The sequence below is a fragment of the Brevibacillus gelatini genome, assembly GCF_003710935.1.
GTDB lineage: Bacteria > Bacillota > Bacilli > Brevibacillales > Brevibacillaceae > Brevibacillus > Brevibacillus gelatini.
This window is the reverse complement of the sequence record NZ_RHHS01000013.1, coordinates 15,217-32,334: the sequence shown is the minus strand read 5'-3', so window position 1 is coordinate 32,334 and position 17,118 is coordinate 15,217. Positions and strand designations below refer to the sequence as shown.

Here is a 17,118-nt window from a genome sequence, read left to right as displayed (position 1 = left end):
TGGGGTGAGTTTTTTGAAGAAGCCACTTAGTTTGAAAGACAAAGTGCAAATTATCGTTTATTGGCTAAAACAACATCGAGATACGGGACTTATTACTTCCTGTGGTAAATGTAAATCCACTCGGATACGTAGATTGAGTAGCAATACTGTTGGTGACAAGTATTTTGCTGAATATAAATGCGCGGATTGTGGAGCAAAAGGCACTAACCAAGAGACATGGAGTATATAATAAAATAATGGTTTGATTGAAAAAAAGGAGTTGATAATTTGTCTCTTAGAGCATTGATTAATGATAGTTACTATTACACTCCAAACGGCATGTTACTCAAAGGGGATTGCTTAGAAATTATGCCTAGAATCCCAGATAAATCAATTGACATGGTACTGTGTGACTTACCTTACGGCATGACTACTCGCAATAAATGGGATGAAATTATTCCATTTGATAAACTGTGGGATCAATACAACAGAATTGTTAAAGAAAATGGAGTCTTAGTTTTTACTGGCAGACAGCCATTTACATCAATGTTAATTACATCAAATAAAAAAGATTTTAAATATACGATGGTTTGGCGTAAGAACTTAAAAAGTGGAAATCTGAATGCCAAGAAAAGACCGATGGTAGCATTTGAGGATGTTGTAATATTTTATAAGGAACAACCTACCTACAATCCACAAGCAATTCCAAGAACATTTCAGACTAAATGTGGGAAAAAATCAGGTAAGCAATATGACAAGCATACGAGCAACTATGGTAAACAAAAATTAGAATACACTAGTGAAAGCAAGGATTGGCTAATGCCAGATGATGTTCTTGATTATGAAGATAATTTTTATATTGTGGAAGAAGTAGATGAGTTAGAAAATAAAATGTTATATTTTGAAGCTGTACATAACTCCACGAGAAGGTATCACCCAACTCAGAAGCCAGTTGAACTTTTTGAATGGTTAGTAAAGACTTTCACTAACGAAGGAGATATTGTTTTAGATAATACAAGTGGATCTGGCACTACCGCTGTAGCATGTGAAAAAGCAAATCGTAAATGGATTTGTATTGAAAAAGATGATGATGGTAAAGGTAACAGTTTAGGGTACTGTGATGCTACTGTAGAAAGAATTAAAAATATATATAATAAATTAATGACCGAATGAAAGTGCAATTTTATTTAAAAATTATAGGAGATGATAGGTTGTCAGCAAAAAACAGAGGAGCAAAAACAAAACCATTTGACTTTTATCCAACACCAATTGACGTAGTAGACAAGTTGCTTATAAAGCATAAAATTCAGGATGGAACAATTCTTGAGCCATGTGCTGGTAATGGAGTAATCATAAAATCGCTTCGCAATTATGGCTATACAAATAAAATTATTGCAAACGAGATTAGAAAAGAAGAAGAGTCTAACTTAATACATAGTGGTGCAGATGAGATTACGTATGATGATTTTCTATTAAAATACGAAGTTGATAAAAGTGTAAAAACAGTTATTACGAATCCACCATTCACATATGCGAAGGAATTTTTGGAGCAATGTTTTAAATTGTATCCAAATGCCGAAATCATCATGCTATTGAGATTAGCCTTCTTGGAGTCAAAGAAACGCTATGAATTTTGGCAGCAACATCCTGTTAGTAAATTGTACGTACTAAGTGAACGTCCTTCATTTACAGGAGAAGGTACAGATGCAACAGCTTACGCATGGTTTGTATGGAATGAAGATTACAGTATGATTGAGGTTGTATAATAAATTAAAAATAATATTGAATACATACAATATTCGATCTATACTGTTGATAAAGGAGGTGATTTACTTGACTCAGCAGTATAGAACGATGAGATTGCTAATCAACTGCAATAAAAGTGATCTAAAAAGATTGCAGATGTGTAATAAAGAATCGGCAATGATTTGGAATAAGTGCATTGAAGCAAATAATAAACTATATGAAGAGAACAAAAAATTACACAATCGAAACTCATTTTTTACACTGGTTAAAGACATTGAAACTGAAGTAATTTGCTCAAATAACAAGCAGACCGTTGCTAAAAGAGTCATTGATGCATATAAAGCTATTTCCAAAGCGAGAAAAGCGGGGAGAGTAGATGAAAAATACCCATACAAAATAAAAAAGTATTTCCCAACCGAATGGGATTACAATTACTTGTTTTGTGACTATAACAAGAATGAAATTTCTCTTACCGTTTCTAGATTTACAGATGCAAATGGCGTGGCAAGAAACGGAAAGCAAATCAGACTTAAATTCAAAACCAGTATTCCACAAAATATCAAGACCCTCAAGTTGATTTATGAAGGTGAAAGATATTATGCGTGCATTTCTTATCTCACTGATGTTGAAGAAAAACAACCATCTTTCAGTAATGTCGCTGCAATTGATTTAGGCGAAATTCATGCAATAACATCGGTATCTGACCAGCAAGATCAACTAATCATTACAGGTAGGAAAATTCGTAGCATTAAGCAATTCAGGAATAAGAAACAGGCTGAATTGAGAAGTAAAATGGATAAATGCACTAAGTATTCTCGCCAATGGCATAAATACAATAGAGCATGGCAATATATCAAGTCAAAAACACGTAGACAACTTGACTATCATATTCACAAACTAACTCGCATGTACACAGATTGGGCGAAAGAGAAAGGTATCTCTCTCGTATACTGTGGAGATGTGACGGGGATTGATGTTGGTAGTAATAAAGGTACTAATGTTAATCAGAAATTAAGTCAGTGGGAATATGGGCTGATTATGGAACTGCTTGATTACAAGTTGAGACTAGAAGGCATTAGATTCATAAAAGTCAATGAATCTTACAGTTCTCAGATTTGTCCTAGTTGTGGATTTAAGAATAAGCCAACAAACAGAAATTATTGTTGCTCGAATTGCGAAGAGGAATATCACAGGGATATTGTTGGGGCTTGGAATATCTTGAACATGAATCATAAGTTGGATTTTGTTCCGAGTAGAAACACAAAGTATCTACGGATCTCTTAGAGTGAAGTAGTAGAAGGTGCTTATTTCACCCAGTCATTTTGACTGTTGCTTGCTTGAAACATAGCAAGAAATTGGATGTAAAAATCCAATAAATAATTGGATTCAGTAAAGGAACGTAGAGCAGAATGGTATATTCCTGCTGAAGATGCTCTGAAGTTAGGTATTTGTCATAAAATCATTTAGGCGATATAACAATCCTTTAAACGGAAATAGGATGTGAAATAGTGAATATTGAAGAAGCCAAAGAGTTTTATCAAAAGAAAATGTCCGAAGATCTGTTTGGAATCGTTAATCCTCCAGAATATCAATGTCAGTACATAAATACCATTGTCAAAACATTAAAGGATGTTTATAAGAGCACAAGTAAAGCAAAATATATGGGCGAAAATGATCTGATTGATTTGGTTAACGATATTAACCGTGAATTGTATCGAATTGACGATGATATAGAAGATATCAGGGGTGCTTTAGAAAATGCGCGTAAATGGGGTCAAGAATGGAAGGACTTGTGTAAGAAAATTATTGAGCGGTACAACATTGATGTTCAAGAATTGATCTAAATGAAACAGTCATTTTATAAAAAAAGAAGTGTCTTAAACACTTCTTAGAGAACACCAGATATTGAATTTGCCTTTCTATATTTGTAGACTACTTCAAATGTTAAATCTAGAAAATTTTCAATATCCTTTATCAACATAAATGAGAAATCCTTTTCCAATATAATCTCACCCAAATGATTAAAGGAAACAAAGTCTGTTTGATTAACAGCGACTACTTCAGGCAAAGAAGTATTTTCGTAATCATATACCCTGCCAAGATCGTGAACTATAGTATTTCTAATTTTGTTATAATGCAAAATCTTGCCCCATTCTTTTGATGAAGACAGAGCAGTAATGGATAAATCATTGTTAAAACAGTATTCAACTTTTGCAATTATTGACAAATTGTTTAGACTACGATGATTAAGCTTTCTAAGTGGAGCACCAGCATTTTTTAATCTATGATGTAAATCGACTAAAGTTTTTTCTAAAGTGCTGTAACAACTAACTAAAATAGAATAGCGAAGTATATTTGGGTAATCCTTTTCGAGTTCATGTACTCGATCAATATTATAATCCCAATACTCTGCTTGGTCTTCTTCATTTAACTCTGATGCTTCTTGTTCTAAACGGTTAATTAGACTTTGTGTATCAAAGTCAATATTTCTTTCAGTATCATCAACAAATTTTCTTAGAGTATCTAATTTAAATCTTGCTGCAACATGAAGAAACCCTCTTATACGCAATTACATGACCTCCATTTATCAATTTTTAAGTTATTATACCAAATATTGATAAATGGTAACAAATAATAAGTAAATAAAATCGAGATTTTAACGGGAGTGATTAAATGAAGACATTAGAAGAACTGAGAAAAGAAAAGGACTTTCACTATAACGAGTATTCCAGATTGTTAAATGAAGTCTTCCATCATCCTGATTTTATTGTCCATTGGTTTGAAAAACTAAATATTACAGAAGATGATACATATCTTAAAGATTTGATTTCAAAAGTACAAGTAGTTAGATCAGATTATTTTGCTTTCAGATTTAGTATCGACAATAAGCATTATAAGGTAGTTTATAATAGATATTGGGGAAAGAAAATTGATAATTTTACCCTTTATTGCGATGGGGCGAGCGAATACATTTATGATGAAAATGAATATAAAAAATATAGGAAGCAAGGTCATAAAAAAATATTAGGGTATTTCGGAAAGTACTTTAAAAACAAGAAAGAGAAAGGTTATCTAAGTAATCTTCTAAAAGAAAGTGATGTTGAAGATTGTGTAAAGATTGCATTTTTACTCATGCTTAATGAAATAACCCGATAAAAAGTTAGATTTATCGAGAATGGAGGAACATTAATGGCAAACATTAATCTGACTAAAAATGAACTCTATGCACTATTGTATGTATTGCAATCAGAAGACTTACCAACCAAGAAAGGAACAGAGCAAGATTTTATGAATGCAAAACTAAAGCTAATGTCGGCATATACTTTTGCCAAAGATTAATAAAAAAAGGGGTGTGTTTAAGTGGATCTAAGACAAATACCAGAAATAAACGAATTAATGAATCGAATTGAAGAAGTACAAGATGAATGGACTGATGGAAAATGTTCTAGAAAAGAGTGCTATTGGAACATGTGGAATCCTAAATCTAAATATTGTAACGATGAAAAATCGATGATTTGCGTGTCAGAAAGCCTTAGTGTATTTAAAATGACACCAAATAGTACTGTGTGCAGGGGATATTGGAATTATGAAGATGCATGTGGATGTAAGAAAGGAGAATAGTAAAAAGCGACTATTACTAGTCGCCTACACATTAACTAACATAATACTCTCTCCATGGAATCTGACTGATGTGTAAGCGTGAGAGAAAATTTACGATATCTCTTCTGCCTCTATAGTATGCTCTTCCGCGATAATCTTGTCCCATTAAGACTACTGGGATGTTGCCGAAGTGAGGCATTAATGCACGAATAACTCTCTCTGATTCAAATTGATTGTCTACTACCGACTTTTTAACGACAACAACTGCAAAAGTTACTCCTTGTTCTTTGATTACAGCAGCTTCGATTTTCATAGGGTTCATTCCTTTCTTTGCTTACTTCTTCTTGGATCTTGGTTTTGCTTGAGCGAGTGCCGTGCCAGCAAGAGATTTAGATGTTTTCCCGTAACGATTGTCACGCAAGACTTTAGAAGCAAGAGAAGCGATTTTGGAACTTGTAACTTTTCGTGTGCTACTTTTAGCCATATTGCCACCTCTATTCTAGCAGTCTACTTACTCACTAGAGACATAATACCATCATTTACTAGAGAAGTCTATTAATAAATACGATATATAGTGATATATATTTTTCGACACCACAATATGTTGTGTATTGATTTGTGAAGATGCTATATTATGTGGAATGGGTAAAGACAAAATGAAATTAAAAATTATGAGTAGATGTGAATGTGGATGCGGAGAACTTGAATTTCTTATATTTAAAAGTAAATTGTTTCAATTTAGATGGTTCATGGATTGCGGTTATTGGTTTATATACATTCATTTTGGTAAAAGATATTTCAGATTTAGTAACGCTGGTTTTCTGAGTGGCAAATCTCAATAAATTACTCTTTCATAGAAAGGAGAAACGCAATGAAACTAAGTGAATTTATTAAACAAAAGGAAGCTGAATTAATTAATAGCGAAAAGTACCGAACTGTAACATTTGCAAGTGCAGAAGAGGTTGGGCTATTTAAAAACTGTGTTGCTATGGATTTCTTTTCAAGACCAGCAGATTTAAATAGAGAGGTAAAAGAAATTAATCTTTCAGATTTAACAGAAGAAAGTAGCGTTACCAAAACAAATAATAATGGTGTTTCGGTTGTATTTGGAGCAATCCCCAAAACTAAACGTAAGCCAATTAGAAAAGAATTTTATGCTTTGTATGTCTAAGGAGGTATCAAATCATGAACATTAACAAAAAGACAGAAAATGTCATTGGTACTGTTGAATATGAAGTTGATTTTGGTTATTACGGAGATGAAGAAGAGTTCTTGGAGTATGAGAAATTTACTAATCTTAATGAGTTGTTAACTGCTTTGAGTAATGACAAACTTGAGGAAATTCGTAATCATTATGAAGCAAAAGGTATTAAGGTAGTTAGCATTTCATTCTTAAATCGATCCGAAGATAAAGAAACTGAAGCAAGAATGATGATTACTGACAAGAAATTGAATGGGTGGGTTACAACTAAAATTAATAATGACGACATCGATAATCGACTATTGACCAATATTCAAAGAATGAAAGAGATCATTGACAATACTTTGGAGCAGTACCCAATTAGGTATTGAATGAAAGGAAAGATTAGATATGGAAAATAAACTATGGCTTGTCAAAGGTGACGATTGGGAAGGTCTGTTTAATAATGGTTTATTAATTGATGAAAGTCACGAAATTTTAAAAAGCGAATTAGTGCGATATATGCAAGAATATAATACACTAGATGTTGAATTTTTATGGCTTAACAATGATGGGATTGAATGGCTTCACGATGTAGGTAGTTTACCGCTTAAGTTTGATGAAATTCCTGAAGAATACTTTGAATAAGGCAACGCTTTGATTGGGAGGGATATTTGATTGAATCTAAAACACGGAGATTATGTGAGGTTCGTTTATAGAATTAGAATTTTAGATAACATGGGCGCGTATTCGATGAATGAAGAAAGAACTGGAGAGATTATTAGAATTAAAGATGAGTCGAGCATCTATGTTATTGATGGTAATGATGATACATATTGCATTGGCTTGTCAGAAATCATTGAAGTAATCTGAATGAAATCAGGAGTTTATAGAAAATGGAACTATCATTTAAGATTGGTTGTCATATTATCTCCTATGCGCTAGGAGTCATAACAATTGCATTTACAATAGACAATAGTATTTGCAACATTATTGCTGGAAGAGAAGAGCTTATAATGAGGAAGTTTGGATTTGAATGAAATTGTTCTTTAATAGAAAAAATAATAACTAAAAATAAATAATAAAAGTATTTACAAAGGTAAAATTATATTGTATTATACCAATACGCCGACGAAAGAGGTGATGACAATGTAAACGGACAAGCAATACATCTACAAATCACATTAAATATAAAAATAAACGGAGGAATACATAATGTTTAATTTCAAAAATCGCACTGTACATGCAAAAACTGTTGAACCTAAAACGACACTGAAAAAATACTATGGGATTGGATCAAATAATCAAGTATTAGACTATGAAGGGAAAACTCGCTCTGAAGCTCAAGGATTTTTTGAAATGGAATTTGCTTCAATGGGTTCCGAACTTGAGTATCTGGGAAGTTATTCACGATAAGAAAGGTCGATAAAACAAAGTGACAAAAGATGTGCCTAATGTTGAAGATGCAAAAGAGTGGATTCTAAATATATTAAAATGTGTAAAAGACATTGATTTGTTTCAGGCATATAATTTAAGCGTTCGAGACTTCGAGCGTGGCTATGAAGGTAAAGAGTTAAGAAAAGCATTAAAGAGTTTGGAAAAGGCTTATGAAGAGTTAAAGGGACAATATTAAAAATGCTTTCTAAACGCTCTAGGAGGTGGTTCAAATGCAAACCTATATCGCTAATAATTTAGTGATAAAAGCGAAACAAATGGATGAGGATTTCACATTGGAGAATGACGAAGAATCGTTTGTAGGTAAGGCTGGAGATTACATAATATTCGAAGATGGAAAACAACGTGGATGTCCAAAACTAGTTTTTGAACAACAGTACTCTGTAGCAAATAAAGAAAATATAAAAAAGAAGCAAAAAATTTTACAGATGATACAGGGATACATTGAGATGGGATCAATTAACTTAGGGATTGCTAATGAAATGATTCATCTTGAGAATGAGGCAGATATGATTCTTGAAAATGAATTTACAACATATTAATAAATAAAATTATTACATAAAATAATTAAAAACACCATTTGGAGGTAACAAATTGACTCTCGTACTAAAAAATCGAAAATCGCATATACAAAAATCAGAATTTGAGCCTTTACGTTTTACGAGATTCGTGGATGAAATCGTAAAGGATACTGGAAAAACATTTTCTAGTGAGCAGATTGAAGAGTTGAAAGCAACGCTCATTGAAGAAATTCTGACTCGTAAGGAAATTGAGGCAGATAAACTATTCGACTTGATTATTCGAGAAGCAAACGAACGTATTGATAAATATAATCCACACTTCACATTCTTGTCAGCTTCTGCTATGCGTAGAAAACTGTACAAGCAGGCATCAAAAGAGCGTGGATTTGATTATAAAAAAGGTTACGGAGATTACTACTCTCTAGTATATTCTTTGACGGAAAAGGGTATTTATGCCGACGATCTGATTAAAAGTTACACGAAAGATGAACTTGTTGCGGCAGGGAATCTAATTGATAAAGATAAAGATCGACTATTCAGTTATGCTGGACTGTTTCTGATGAACAAGAACTACCTAGCCAAAGGATACAATAATGAAGTATTGGAATTGCCGCAAGAACGATTTATGACTACTGCATTGTATCTACTAAAAGATGAGAATAAGGATAAGCGATTTGAATACATAAAAGAAGCATATTGGGCATTGAGTAATCATTATATCGGCTTGGCTACCCCTACTTTAATGTCATCTGGTCGTCCAATGGGAAGTCTAAGTTCTTGTCACATTCAGACATTTGATGATAGCCTTGTAAGCATTACAGATGTATGGAAAGATGCATCAATCTTTAGCCAAAATGGTAGTGGTGTAGGCTTTTATTTGGGACTACTTCGTGCTGAAGGAAGTTGGATTCGAGGGTACAAAGGACGTGCGTCTGGTATTATTCCAATGGCACGAGTATTAAATGCTATTGCAGATTATGTAGATCAGTTGGGAAGTCGAAAAGCAGGTTTTGCTTTATATACGCCCGATTTTCATCTGGATATTATGGATTTTCTTGACTTACGTTTAAAAACAGGATCACAAGAACGCAGAGCGCATTCAGTCTTTATTGGAATTTGTTTGCATGATGAGTTCATGAGAAGACTAATTAATCGTGATAATTGGACATTGTTTGATCCATATGAAGTAAGAACGAAACTTGGTTTTGACTTAAACTTCCTGTTTGATAAAAAGCGATTAGACAAGGACGAAGAACCTAACAGAGAAGATCATGCTTTTACATACCATTATCGAATTGCTGAAAAAGCAGACTTAAAACTTAAGAAAACTGTTAAGGCTACTGATATCTACAAAAAGATTTATGAGAGTCAAAAAACGTCTGGCGTACCATATATCTATTTTTCAGATACTTGCGCTCGATTTAATCCAAATAGCCATGCCGGAGTGCCTTTGGGTTCAAATTTGTGTTCCGAGATCGTTCAGAACATGGCTACAGATGAATTTATCCATAAGGCACTTGAAGAAGATGGAGAAGTAGTTGAAATTAAAAAAGGCGAAGGATTGGTTACTTGCAATCTGAGTTCACTAGTCTTACATAATGTGTTCACTCAAGATATTGATTTACAGAGAGTAGTAGATATTCAATTTCGTTTACTTGATAACGTAATTAGCCTTAATCGAACTCCTGTAGAGCAAGCGACTTATACAAATCAACTTTATCGTGCGGTTGGAGCAGGTGCGCTTGGTCTTGCTACTCTATTGGCAGACAAAGGTATTAGTTGGGAGTCAAATCAAGCATCTGAATATGTGGATGAGATATTTGAAAAAATTGCATATGCAAACATCTTAGCTTCTCATAAATTAGCTGTTGAAAAAGGAAGCTATCCATTATTCAAAGGTTCAAAGTGGAATACTGGTGAATATTTCGATGAGCGTGGATACAATTCTTTAGAGTGGCAAGAGTTGAAATCAAAAGTCATGAATGGAGGCATAAGAAATTCCTATCTGGCGGCAGTTGCTCCGACAGGATCTAACAGTATTATTATGAATGGTTCTCCATCATTAGACGCACTGTACGAAGTGATTTATCAAGAAGAAAAGGCAGGAATGAAGGTTACTATGGTTCCCATCAACTTCAGTCCTAAGACAATTTGGTTCTATAAGTCAGCATTTGAAATGGATGAGATGTGGTCTTTGAAAATTGTTTCTGCTGCACAAAGACATATTGACCAATCTATCTCGCATAATGTACATGTTCACAAGGACATTAAGGCAAGTGAATTATTGCGGCTACATATTGCGGCATGGGAATCAAATATTAAAACTCTGTATTACACCTACACTGACACAAATGCAGTAAACCGCTCAGGAAATTGTATAGCGTGTGAAGCTTAATTGATGTAGTAAGGAGGATATAATGAAGCCATTCAGAGTTTTTAATGGAGAGGTAAATAATAAAGCAACGAAGATATTTAAGGGTGAAGCTAGTGGAATTTGTGACTGGGACGATATTAAGTACCCAGTCATGTTAGAACTAAACAGGGCAATGTTTGGCGAATTTTGGATCGAAGATGAAATTCGATTGAATGAGGACTTAAAACATTATCGACATTCTCTAACAGATAGAGAACGTTATGTATATAACATTTTGACTGGTATGTTAACACAATTGGATTCTGTAGCGAACCGTTTTAATTTCTTGTTAGGATATACCTGCACAGATCCAAGTGTAGCGGCAAACATTCAATTAGTTGGTGCATTTGAAGGTTTACATGCTCGTTCTTATCAATATCTCACATCAACAATGTTAAATGCAGAAGAAAAGAAAGAAGCATTTAACGCACCAAAAGAACTACCTTTGTTAAAGGAACGAAATAAAGAAATTTTCGAACTGATTCAAGACTTTGTTGATGACCCAGAATCAATGGATAAACTGTACAAAGCATTGTTGGCTTATCTAGTTCTTGAAGGAATCTACTTTACAGGAGCATTTGCTTACTTCCATTCCTTGGCGAGAACTAACAGGATGATTGGCTCCAACAACATGATTAATTTAATCAAGGAAGATGAAGTTCAACACTCAGTCCTGTTCGGTACAATTATGCAAATTCTAATGTTGGAGTTCCCAGAGTTAAACACAAAAGAAAATATGGAATTCACATTGGAATTTATTAAGCGTTGTGTCGAAAAGGAGAAGGCTTGGGCAGCATTCATCTTCGATGGTATTGATAATATGACTATTAATGAGTATTCAGACTATGTTGAATATCTCACCAATGTCATCTGTCGTAATGCTGGAATACAAGAGGTATTTCCTGAGAATAAAGAACTGAGATCCAAATGGATTCTTACTTATGGTAGCAAAAAGAAAAAAGAAGGTGGGCTTGCTACAAGGTCTGACTTTTTCCAAACAAATGTCATTAACTACTCTCATGAGAGTGGCGATGGATTTGACCTCTAAAGCGATTTTCTATTATTCCATAACTGGTAATACAAAATCATTAGTAGAGCAAACCAATACATATGATTTTGACGTGATTAACTTACAAAAAACAAAACCTGAAGAGGTTAATTTTAACACTTATGATACCATCCTCATTGGAACACCTACCATTGGGGATGGTATCCCTCCCAATGTATTTAAAAAAATACGCGATAAATTATTAAGCATTGAGGGGAAAGATATCGGGCTATTTGGCAGTGGAAATTCAATATACAGGTATTATTGTGGAGCACTTGATTTAATTGAGGAACTATTGCTACACAAGAATAGAATCATATTTAAGTTTAAGTTTGAAAGTTATCCAACCGAAAAAACAAAACAAGAATTTCAAATGATTATTGATAGGATATGTAAAGGAGGTATCAAGTAAACTGAGTCAAGGAATATATGAATTAAAAATTGGAGACAGAAGATACATCGGTAAAGACACTCAAATAAATAAAAAGAAAAGATATAAGGAACACTTGAGTATGCTCAAAAAAGGAAAGCATTACAATAAACACATGCAGAGAGCATTTGATAAATACAAAAATCTTGAATATGACACATTAATAGAATTCAGTAATATTGATCCAGAAACTCTTAGTGCCGCAGAAATGTTTTATATTGATATGTTCAATACATATATCAAAGGATTTAATAAAACTAAAGGAGGCGAAGGGGGAAATGGACTAATAGTTTCTGATATCGAAAGAGAGAAACGCTCTAAAAGAATATTAGGCGAAAACAATCCTCAAGCTAAAATTACAAATGAACAATTTTTTGAGATTGTAGAGATGTTGAAAAAAGGGAGTACAAATAGAGAAATTGCATCTAAATACAAACTACACGAACGATATGTATCCTTGATTAGACATAAGAAAAGATTTAAAAAGTTATGGGATAGTATAAAAGATTATACTCCTATTAACTCAGAAGAGCAGTTAAAGAATAGAGGCAAAGTAAGTGAAGACATGTTTGTTAAAATAGTTAAAATGATAAATGAAGGATATACAAATGCTGAAATAGAGGAAACATTTAATTTATCATCTGGAACTGCCAGTAGAATAAGAAATAAAAAACTATATAAGCAATGGTGGAAAAGACTACTAAAAAATGAGAAACAAGAGGTGGATTTCCATGAAACTACTCAAATTTTATAAAGATAATTGCCCAAGTTGTGTTTTAGTAACACAATTCCTTGATTCAAAAGGCGTTAAGTATGAATCAATTAATCCTTTTGAACAACCACAATACGCTGTTCATTATGGCTTAATGTCAGTGCCAGTAACAATTCTTCTTGATGATAATGGGGAAGAAGCAAAACGCTCAGTAGGATTTAAACCTGCGGAACTCACAGAAATGATTAACAAACTAAAATAAGATATAGTAATTTTAAAAAAATTTTGAGCTTAGGGAGGAATACACATTATGCAATTCAAGGTAGAAGATCGTGTATATATCGTAGAGTTGAAGAAGAAAGGAGTTATTAAGGAAATCAACAATAGCCAAGCTAAAGTCACATACTTTAATAAAAACAAACGAAAAACTAAATGGTTTGATAAAGATCAACTAAAAAAATATAATAAAAAACGAAAAGTGTTAAAAGGTCTAGACTATGCAACAAAACAAGTATACCAATTCCACAAGTCATTTAACCACATTCACAATAGCAAACCAACAATTATGTCCCAAGATATTGCAATGACTCGCACCAACTGGAAAGCTGAAGAGCTAGTTGAATTTCTTTATGCTACTGCCAAAGGAGATAAAGCTGTCTTTTTGAATATGATTGAGCAATTAAAACAATCAATCGACCAAACAGTGAATAAAATCATTGAAAAAAATGAACCAGTTGAAGATGTTCTTGTAGCACAAGTAGATGCACTGATTGATCTAAGTTACTTTAATCATGGTGACTTTGTGGTCATGGGAATTAAACCGCAAAGACTATTTGACATCGTTCAAAAAGCAAATATGTCAAAACTTTGGGAGGATGGGAAGCCACGTTTCCGCGAAGAAGATGGCAAAATTATCAAGCCTAACGGATGGGAAGCTCCCGAGCCAAAACTCAAAGCCGAAATTGAACGTCAAATGAGGAAATGACGTTATAGTGGATTCAATTTCACTATAACCAGAAGGTGATACATATAGGAGTAGAAACGCTTTGTTTTCATCTAATTGGATTTATTGTATTAATGATTATATTGATTGGCTTACTCAAGACTAAATAAAGCTGTCTTAAATTGGTTTCACTTAATTGGGAAAAGGATGATTTCTTATGGCGAAATATCAACTACAAACTGTAAATGAAAATGGTGAAGTCATTATTGATAGTGAACTAAATCTAGAACCCAACGATACATTAGTATTACAGATTGACAAGGAAATGACTTTTGAACGAGCAAAGGCTATTCATGATTTGGTTAATGAAGGCTTAGAAAAGAAGGTTAATCTAATTACTGTTCCAGCAGGTGTCAATCTGAAGGTTCTAAAGATAACTGAATAAAAGTTGTCTTTGATTTGATTCAAAAAAATACTCCACTCTACATGAGTGAGAGTGGAGTAAAAACTTTATTCGTCAGTTCCAATTTTAAAATGATCGTACCATTCCATTACGGTATTATATTTATATACTACTTCTTGTAAAGTGCATTGATCTTCAGTTTTGGTAAATAAAGTTTCTAATGCTTTTGATGGCTTCAATACATAATCGTTCTCAGGGATCTCTTTCTGTTTTATTTGCTCTAGTGCTTTAGCAATTGATTGAATGCAGTTCTCACTTACTTCCAGTTTTCGTTGATTACCATTAACGTCAGTCAGTAGCAACTCATTTGTCTCGAAATTTACATCTTGTCTTTTAAGGTTGACTATCTCTTGAGGTGTAACTCCTTCATGAATCAACCGAACAACAACAGCAAGTTGTGGAATACTGCATTTTTCATCAATCTGATCCAATTCTTGTTTACTTAGTTTTCTTTGAACAAATCCACTCTCATTATTGAACTTTTTAGTAATCTCACGAGTAAATTCTTTAATATTCTCATTACAAAATTCTTTAAGAAGTTGCAATCTAGCATAGAGTACATATTGTGAGACTGGAGTAGTTGTCTCCTTGATTGTTTTAATTGGTCTAATTACATATTCAGAGTTAACAAATTCCCTTTCTCTTAATTCATTGTCACGAGAGCTTTTGTATATGAAGGACTTTTGTTCAATTGCCTGTTTCAATAAGTTAATGCACTTATCACTGACAGCCAAATCGCGTTCACTGCCTTTAGAATCATGTAGTTTTAGAGCTTTTGTTTCAAAATTGATATCTTCGACTTTTAAATTGGTGATCTCGCTGCATTCATATCCTCTTACACCTTCAAATAAAAGTCGAGCGATAACTGTAAATTGTGGATTGTTGAATTGATTTTCCAATGTAGTTAAATCTTTTTCATTCATTGTTCTAAAAAAGTTCACTGTTGTCATGGATTAAGACTCCTTTCAATTAATTTTTATACCAATTATAACCTAAAATAATAAAAATGTAAAATAAAATCATTCGACAAAAAATCAAGGAGTACACTAGTGTAATAAAGCGATGCATCGCCTCCTAGACGTAGGAGGAGAAATGACTAGAAGAAAAACACATGAGCAGTATATTGAAGAAGTTTTTTTGAAACATGGAGACAAATATACTGTACTAGGTAGATATAATAATCAAAGAGAAAAAATTTTAATTAAATGTAATATTTGCAATCATGAATGGGAACCAGTGGCTTATAGTATAATTCACAAAACAAAACCTAAAGGATGTCCAGAATGCGGGAAGAAGAATATCGCTAGAAAAAATCTATCAAGATTGTTAGCAATTGCTGAAAATAAAAAGATAACTAAATCTGAATTTACAAAAAGATTAAAAGAAAAATTTCAAAATAAAATAACGATATTTGGTGATTTTATAAATATGAAATTACCAGTTACTTTTAAATGTGATAAAAATCATGTTTTCACAACAAAACCACATAATATTATTTCTAAGAAAACAAAGATAGGCTGTCCTTATTGTGCAAACTGCGTAAAGAGGACTGCCGATGAATTCAAAAATATTGTAAAAACATTGGGGAAAAATGAATATACTATACTAGGAGAATATAAAAATTCTAGCACTAAAATAAAAATCAAACATAAACAATGTGGATTTGAATATCTTGTTAGACCGATAGACTTTATTAATGGATATAGATGCGGTAATTGTTCAACCAGAAAAAAGAAAAGTCATGAAGAATTTGAAAATGAAGTTTATCAATTGGTAGGAAGTGAATATACCATTCTGAGTAAATATGAAAACACTATGAGTAAAATTCTAATTAAACATAAGACTTGTGGAAATACATATAAAGTAACTCCAAATATGTTTCTGAGAGGAAATAGATGTCCATATTGTAAAGAGTCAAAAGGTGAAAAATTAATTGCAAAAATTCTAGAATTGTATAATGTTATCTATAATAGGCAGTTTGCATTTGAGAGTTGTAAAAACATAACAAAATTAAGGTTTGATTTTTCGATTAAGTCCAAAGAAACACATTTTTTAGTTGAATATGATGGAATTCAGCATTTCATACCTTCCTTTGGTAAAGATAGTTTTTTGCGAACTAAAGCAACCGATCAAATCAAAAACCAATACTGCATCCAAAACGACATCCCTCTTATCCGTATTCCTTACTGGGAATACGACAACATAGAATACATACTAGAGCACGTCTTAGCATACTTTAGGTTAATTGACAAGCAAGATGTAGACAAAGATTTAGTACATAAGTTTTTAGTCAACCATCCAGATTGGTCACATGAAAAATACATATCTCAAGCAAGTTAAAATATTGAAAGGAGGTGATAAATATGAAAAACATAGAAAAATTATCGTTGACATGGGATGATCCTTATGAAGAATCTTATACATACTATATCGAGATTGATTCGAATGTTAATGAGAATTTCCCAGAAATGAACCATCTACCGATTTTTGTTCAATTGGGTGTATTTGAAAATGGGGTAATTGATTATTGGAAAAATAGTTCATGCGTAGGACTAGGAATTGAAAATGCAAAAATTATTATTAAAAAATTACAAGAATATGTAGATTTTTGGGAAGGTAAAAATTAAA

The 17,118-nt window shown here is 32.8% G+C and carries 26 protein-coding genes; 23 read left to right on the top strand and 3 right to left on the bottom strand.

All coding sequences use genetic code 11. The annotated features are described in order from the left end of the window. The first annotated feature begins 267 nt into the window (after positions 1 to 267). The 4 genes from EDM57_RS04440 to EDM57_RS04425 all read left to right on the top strand — a co-directional run bounded on the left by EDM57_RS04440 (position 268) and on the right by EDM57_RS04425 (position 3,569). A complete protein-coding gene (locus EDM57_RS04440) occupies positions 268 to 1,152 on the top strand; it encodes a DNA-methyltransferase (protein ID WP_211338215.1) in 885 nt (294 codons plus the stop codon). A gap of 38 nt (positions 1,153 to 1,190) precedes the next feature. Continuing rightward, positions 1,191 to 1,745: a hypothetical protein gene (locus EDM57_RS04435; protein ID WP_122903564.1), complete on the top strand. Its 555-nt coding sequence runs from the start codon at positions 1,191 to 1,193 to the stop codon at positions 1,743 to 1,745. A gap of 67 nt (positions 1,746 to 1,812) precedes the next feature. Further along, positions 1,813 to 3,009 (top strand): RNA-guided endonuclease InsQ/TnpB family protein, encoded by a 1,197-nt coding sequence (locus EDM57_RS04430; protein WP_122903563.1) that lies wholly within the window; start codon positions 1,813 to 1,815, stop codon positions 3,007 to 3,009. A gap of 224 nt (positions 3,010 to 3,233) precedes the next feature. Further along, positions 3,234 to 3,569, top strand: a complete 336-nt coding sequence (locus tag EDM57_RS04425; protein WP_122903562.1) for a hypothetical protein — start codon at positions 3,234 to 3,236, stop codon at positions 3,567 to 3,569. Between the two features lie 44 nt (positions 3,570 to 3,613). On the opposite strand, the gene EDM57_RS04420 is transcribed toward EDM57_RS04425, so the two are convergent. After that, entirely contained in the window at positions 3,614 to 4,294 is a 681-nt protein-coding gene (locus tag EDM57_RS04420; RefSeq protein ID WP_122903561.1) for a hypothetical protein, read from the bottom strand. A 104-nt stretch (positions 4,295 to 4,398) separates the two neighbouring features. Here EDM57_RS04420 and EDM57_RS04415 point away from each other — a divergent pair, with 104 nt between their 5' ends. The 3 genes from EDM57_RS04415 to EDM57_RS04410 are packed head-to-tail and all read left to right on the top strand — an operon-like array spanning position 4,399 to position 5,346. Next, the gene (locus tag EDM57_RS04415) at positions 4,399 to 4,881 is read left to right on the top strand and encodes a hypothetical protein (RefSeq protein WP_122903560.1); all 483 of its coding nucleotides are present in this window, start codon (positions 4,399 to 4,401) and stop codon (positions 4,879 to 4,881) included. A 33-nt stretch (positions 4,882 to 4,914) separates the two neighbouring features. Next, on the top strand, positions 4,915 to 5,064 hold the full coding sequence (locus EDM57_RS23120; protein WP_170163372.1) for a hypothetical protein: 150 nt from the start codon (positions 4,915 to 4,917) through the stop codon (positions 5,062 to 5,064). A gap of 21 nt (positions 5,065 to 5,085) precedes the next feature. Continuing rightward, entirely contained in the window at positions 5,086 to 5,346 is a 261-nt protein-coding gene (locus tag EDM57_RS04410) for a hypothetical protein (protein ID WP_246005736.1), read from the top strand. Positions 5,347 to 5,377: 31 nt separating this feature from the next. On the opposite strand, the gene EDM57_RS04405 is transcribed toward EDM57_RS04410, so the two are convergent. Then, complete coding sequence (locus tag EDM57_RS04405) at positions 5,378 to 5,638, bottom strand: hypothetical protein (protein WP_122903559.1); 261 nt, start codon at positions 5,636 to 5,638, stop codon at positions 5,378 to 5,380. A 558-nt stretch (positions 5,639 to 6,196) separates the two neighbouring features. On the opposite strand from EDM57_RS04405, the gene EDM57_RS04400 reads away from it, so the two are divergent. The 14 genes from EDM57_RS04400 to EDM57_RS04335 all read left to right on the top strand — a co-directional run bounded on the left by EDM57_RS04400 (position 6,197) and on the right by EDM57_RS04335 (position 14,472). Beyond that, positions 6,197 to 6,496 (top strand): hypothetical protein, encoded by a 300-nt coding sequence (locus EDM57_RS04400; protein ID WP_122903558.1) that lies wholly within the window; start codon positions 6,197 to 6,199, stop codon positions 6,494 to 6,496. Positions 6,497 to 6,510: 14 nt separating this feature from the next. Beyond that, the gene (locus tag EDM57_RS04395; protein WP_122903557.1) at positions 6,511 to 6,897 is read left to right on the top strand and encodes a hypothetical protein; all 387 of its coding nucleotides are present in this window, start codon (positions 6,511 to 6,513) and stop codon (positions 6,895 to 6,897) included. A 19-nt stretch (positions 6,898 to 6,916) separates the two neighbouring features. Continuing rightward, complete coding sequence (locus EDM57_RS04390) at positions 6,917 to 7,153, top strand: hypothetical protein (RefSeq protein ID WP_122903556.1); 237 nt, start codon at positions 6,917 to 6,919, stop codon at positions 7,151 to 7,153. A 30-nt stretch (positions 7,154 to 7,183) separates the two neighbouring features. Continuing rightward, positions 7,184 to 7,378 (top strand): hypothetical protein, encoded by a 195-nt coding sequence (locus EDM57_RS04385; RefSeq protein WP_122903555.1) that lies wholly within the window; start codon positions 7,184 to 7,186, stop codon positions 7,376 to 7,378. Positions 7,379 to 7,720: 342 nt separating this feature from the next. Continuing rightward, a complete protein-coding gene (locus EDM57_RS04380) occupies positions 7,721 to 7,921 on the top strand; it encodes a hypothetical protein (RefSeq protein ID WP_122903554.1) in 201 nt (66 codons plus the stop codon). 19 nt (positions 7,922 to 7,940) lie between these two features. After that, the gene (locus EDM57_RS04375; protein WP_122903553.1) at positions 7,941 to 8,138 is read left to right on the top strand and encodes a hypothetical protein; all 198 of its coding nucleotides are present in this window, start codon (positions 7,941 to 7,943) and stop codon (positions 8,136 to 8,138) included. A gap of 34 nt (positions 8,139 to 8,172) precedes the next feature. Then, positions 8,173 to 8,502, top strand: coding sequence for a hypothetical protein (locus EDM57_RS04370; RefSeq protein ID WP_122903552.1), 330 nt, complete (start codon positions 8,173 to 8,175; stop codon positions 8,500 to 8,502). A gap of 52 nt (positions 8,503 to 8,554) precedes the next feature. Then, entirely contained in the window at positions 8,555 to 10,876 is a 2,322-nt protein-coding gene (locus EDM57_RS04365; protein ID WP_122903551.1) for a ribonucleoside-diphosphate reductase subunit alpha, read from the top strand. Positions 10,877 to 10,898: 22 nt separating this feature from the next. Then, positions 10,899 to 11,942, top strand: coding sequence for a ribonucleotide-diphosphate reductase subunit beta (locus tag EDM57_RS04360; RefSeq protein WP_122903550.1), 1,044 nt, complete (start codon positions 10,899 to 10,901; stop codon positions 11,940 to 11,942). Continuing rightward, complete coding sequence (locus EDM57_RS04355) at positions 11,926 to 12,354, top strand: flavodoxin family protein (protein ID WP_170163371.1); 429 nt, start codon at positions 11,926 to 11,928, stop codon at positions 12,352 to 12,354. The genes EDM57_RS04360 and EDM57_RS04355 overlap by 17 nt, the downstream gene beginning before the upstream one ends. Positions 12,355 to 12,454: 100 nt before the next feature. After that, a complete protein-coding gene (locus EDM57_RS04350) occupies positions 12,455 to 13,126 on the top strand; it encodes a GIY-YIG nuclease family protein (protein ID WP_246005735.1) in 672 nt (223 codons plus the stop codon). Then, positions 13,104 to 13,346: a glutaredoxin family protein gene (locus tag EDM57_RS04345; protein ID WP_122903548.1), complete on the top strand. Its 243-nt coding sequence runs from the start codon at positions 13,104 to 13,106 to the stop codon at positions 13,344 to 13,346. Before EDM57_RS04350 ends, EDM57_RS04345 begins: the two co-directional genes overlap by 23 nt. A gap of 48 nt (positions 13,347 to 13,394) precedes the next feature. Beyond that, positions 13,395 to 14,069, top strand: coding sequence for a pyrophosphohydrolase domain-containing protein (locus tag EDM57_RS04340; protein ID WP_122903547.1), 675 nt, complete (start codon positions 13,395 to 13,397; stop codon positions 14,067 to 14,069). A 175-nt stretch (positions 14,070 to 14,244) separates the two neighbouring features. Further along, the gene (locus tag EDM57_RS04335) at positions 14,245 to 14,472 is read left to right on the top strand and encodes a hypothetical protein (RefSeq protein ID WP_122903546.1); all 228 of its coding nucleotides are present in this window, start codon (positions 14,245 to 14,247) and stop codon (positions 14,470 to 14,472) included. Positions 14,473 to 14,537: 65 nt separating this feature from the next. Here EDM57_RS04335 and EDM57_RS04330 read toward each other — a convergent pair whose 3' ends face one another. Next, positions 14,538 to 15,440, bottom strand: coding sequence for a phage lytic cycle repressor MrpR family protein (locus EDM57_RS04330; protein ID WP_122903545.1), 903 nt, complete (start codon positions 15,438 to 15,440; stop codon positions 14,538 to 14,540). Positions 15,441 to 15,582: 142 nt separating this feature from the next. On the opposite strand from EDM57_RS04330, the gene EDM57_RS04325 reads away from it, so the two are divergent. After that, entirely contained in the window at positions 15,583 to 16,830 is a 1,248-nt protein-coding gene (locus EDM57_RS04325) for a zinc-ribbon domain-containing protein (protein WP_122903544.1), read from the top strand. A gap of 23 nt (positions 16,831 to 16,853) precedes the next feature. Then, the gene (locus EDM57_RS04320) at positions 16,854 to 17,117 is read left to right on the top strand and encodes a hypothetical protein (protein WP_122903543.1); all 264 of its coding nucleotides are present in this window, start codon (positions 16,854 to 16,856) and stop codon (positions 17,115 to 17,117) included. Position 17,118: the final 1 nt, after the last annotated feature.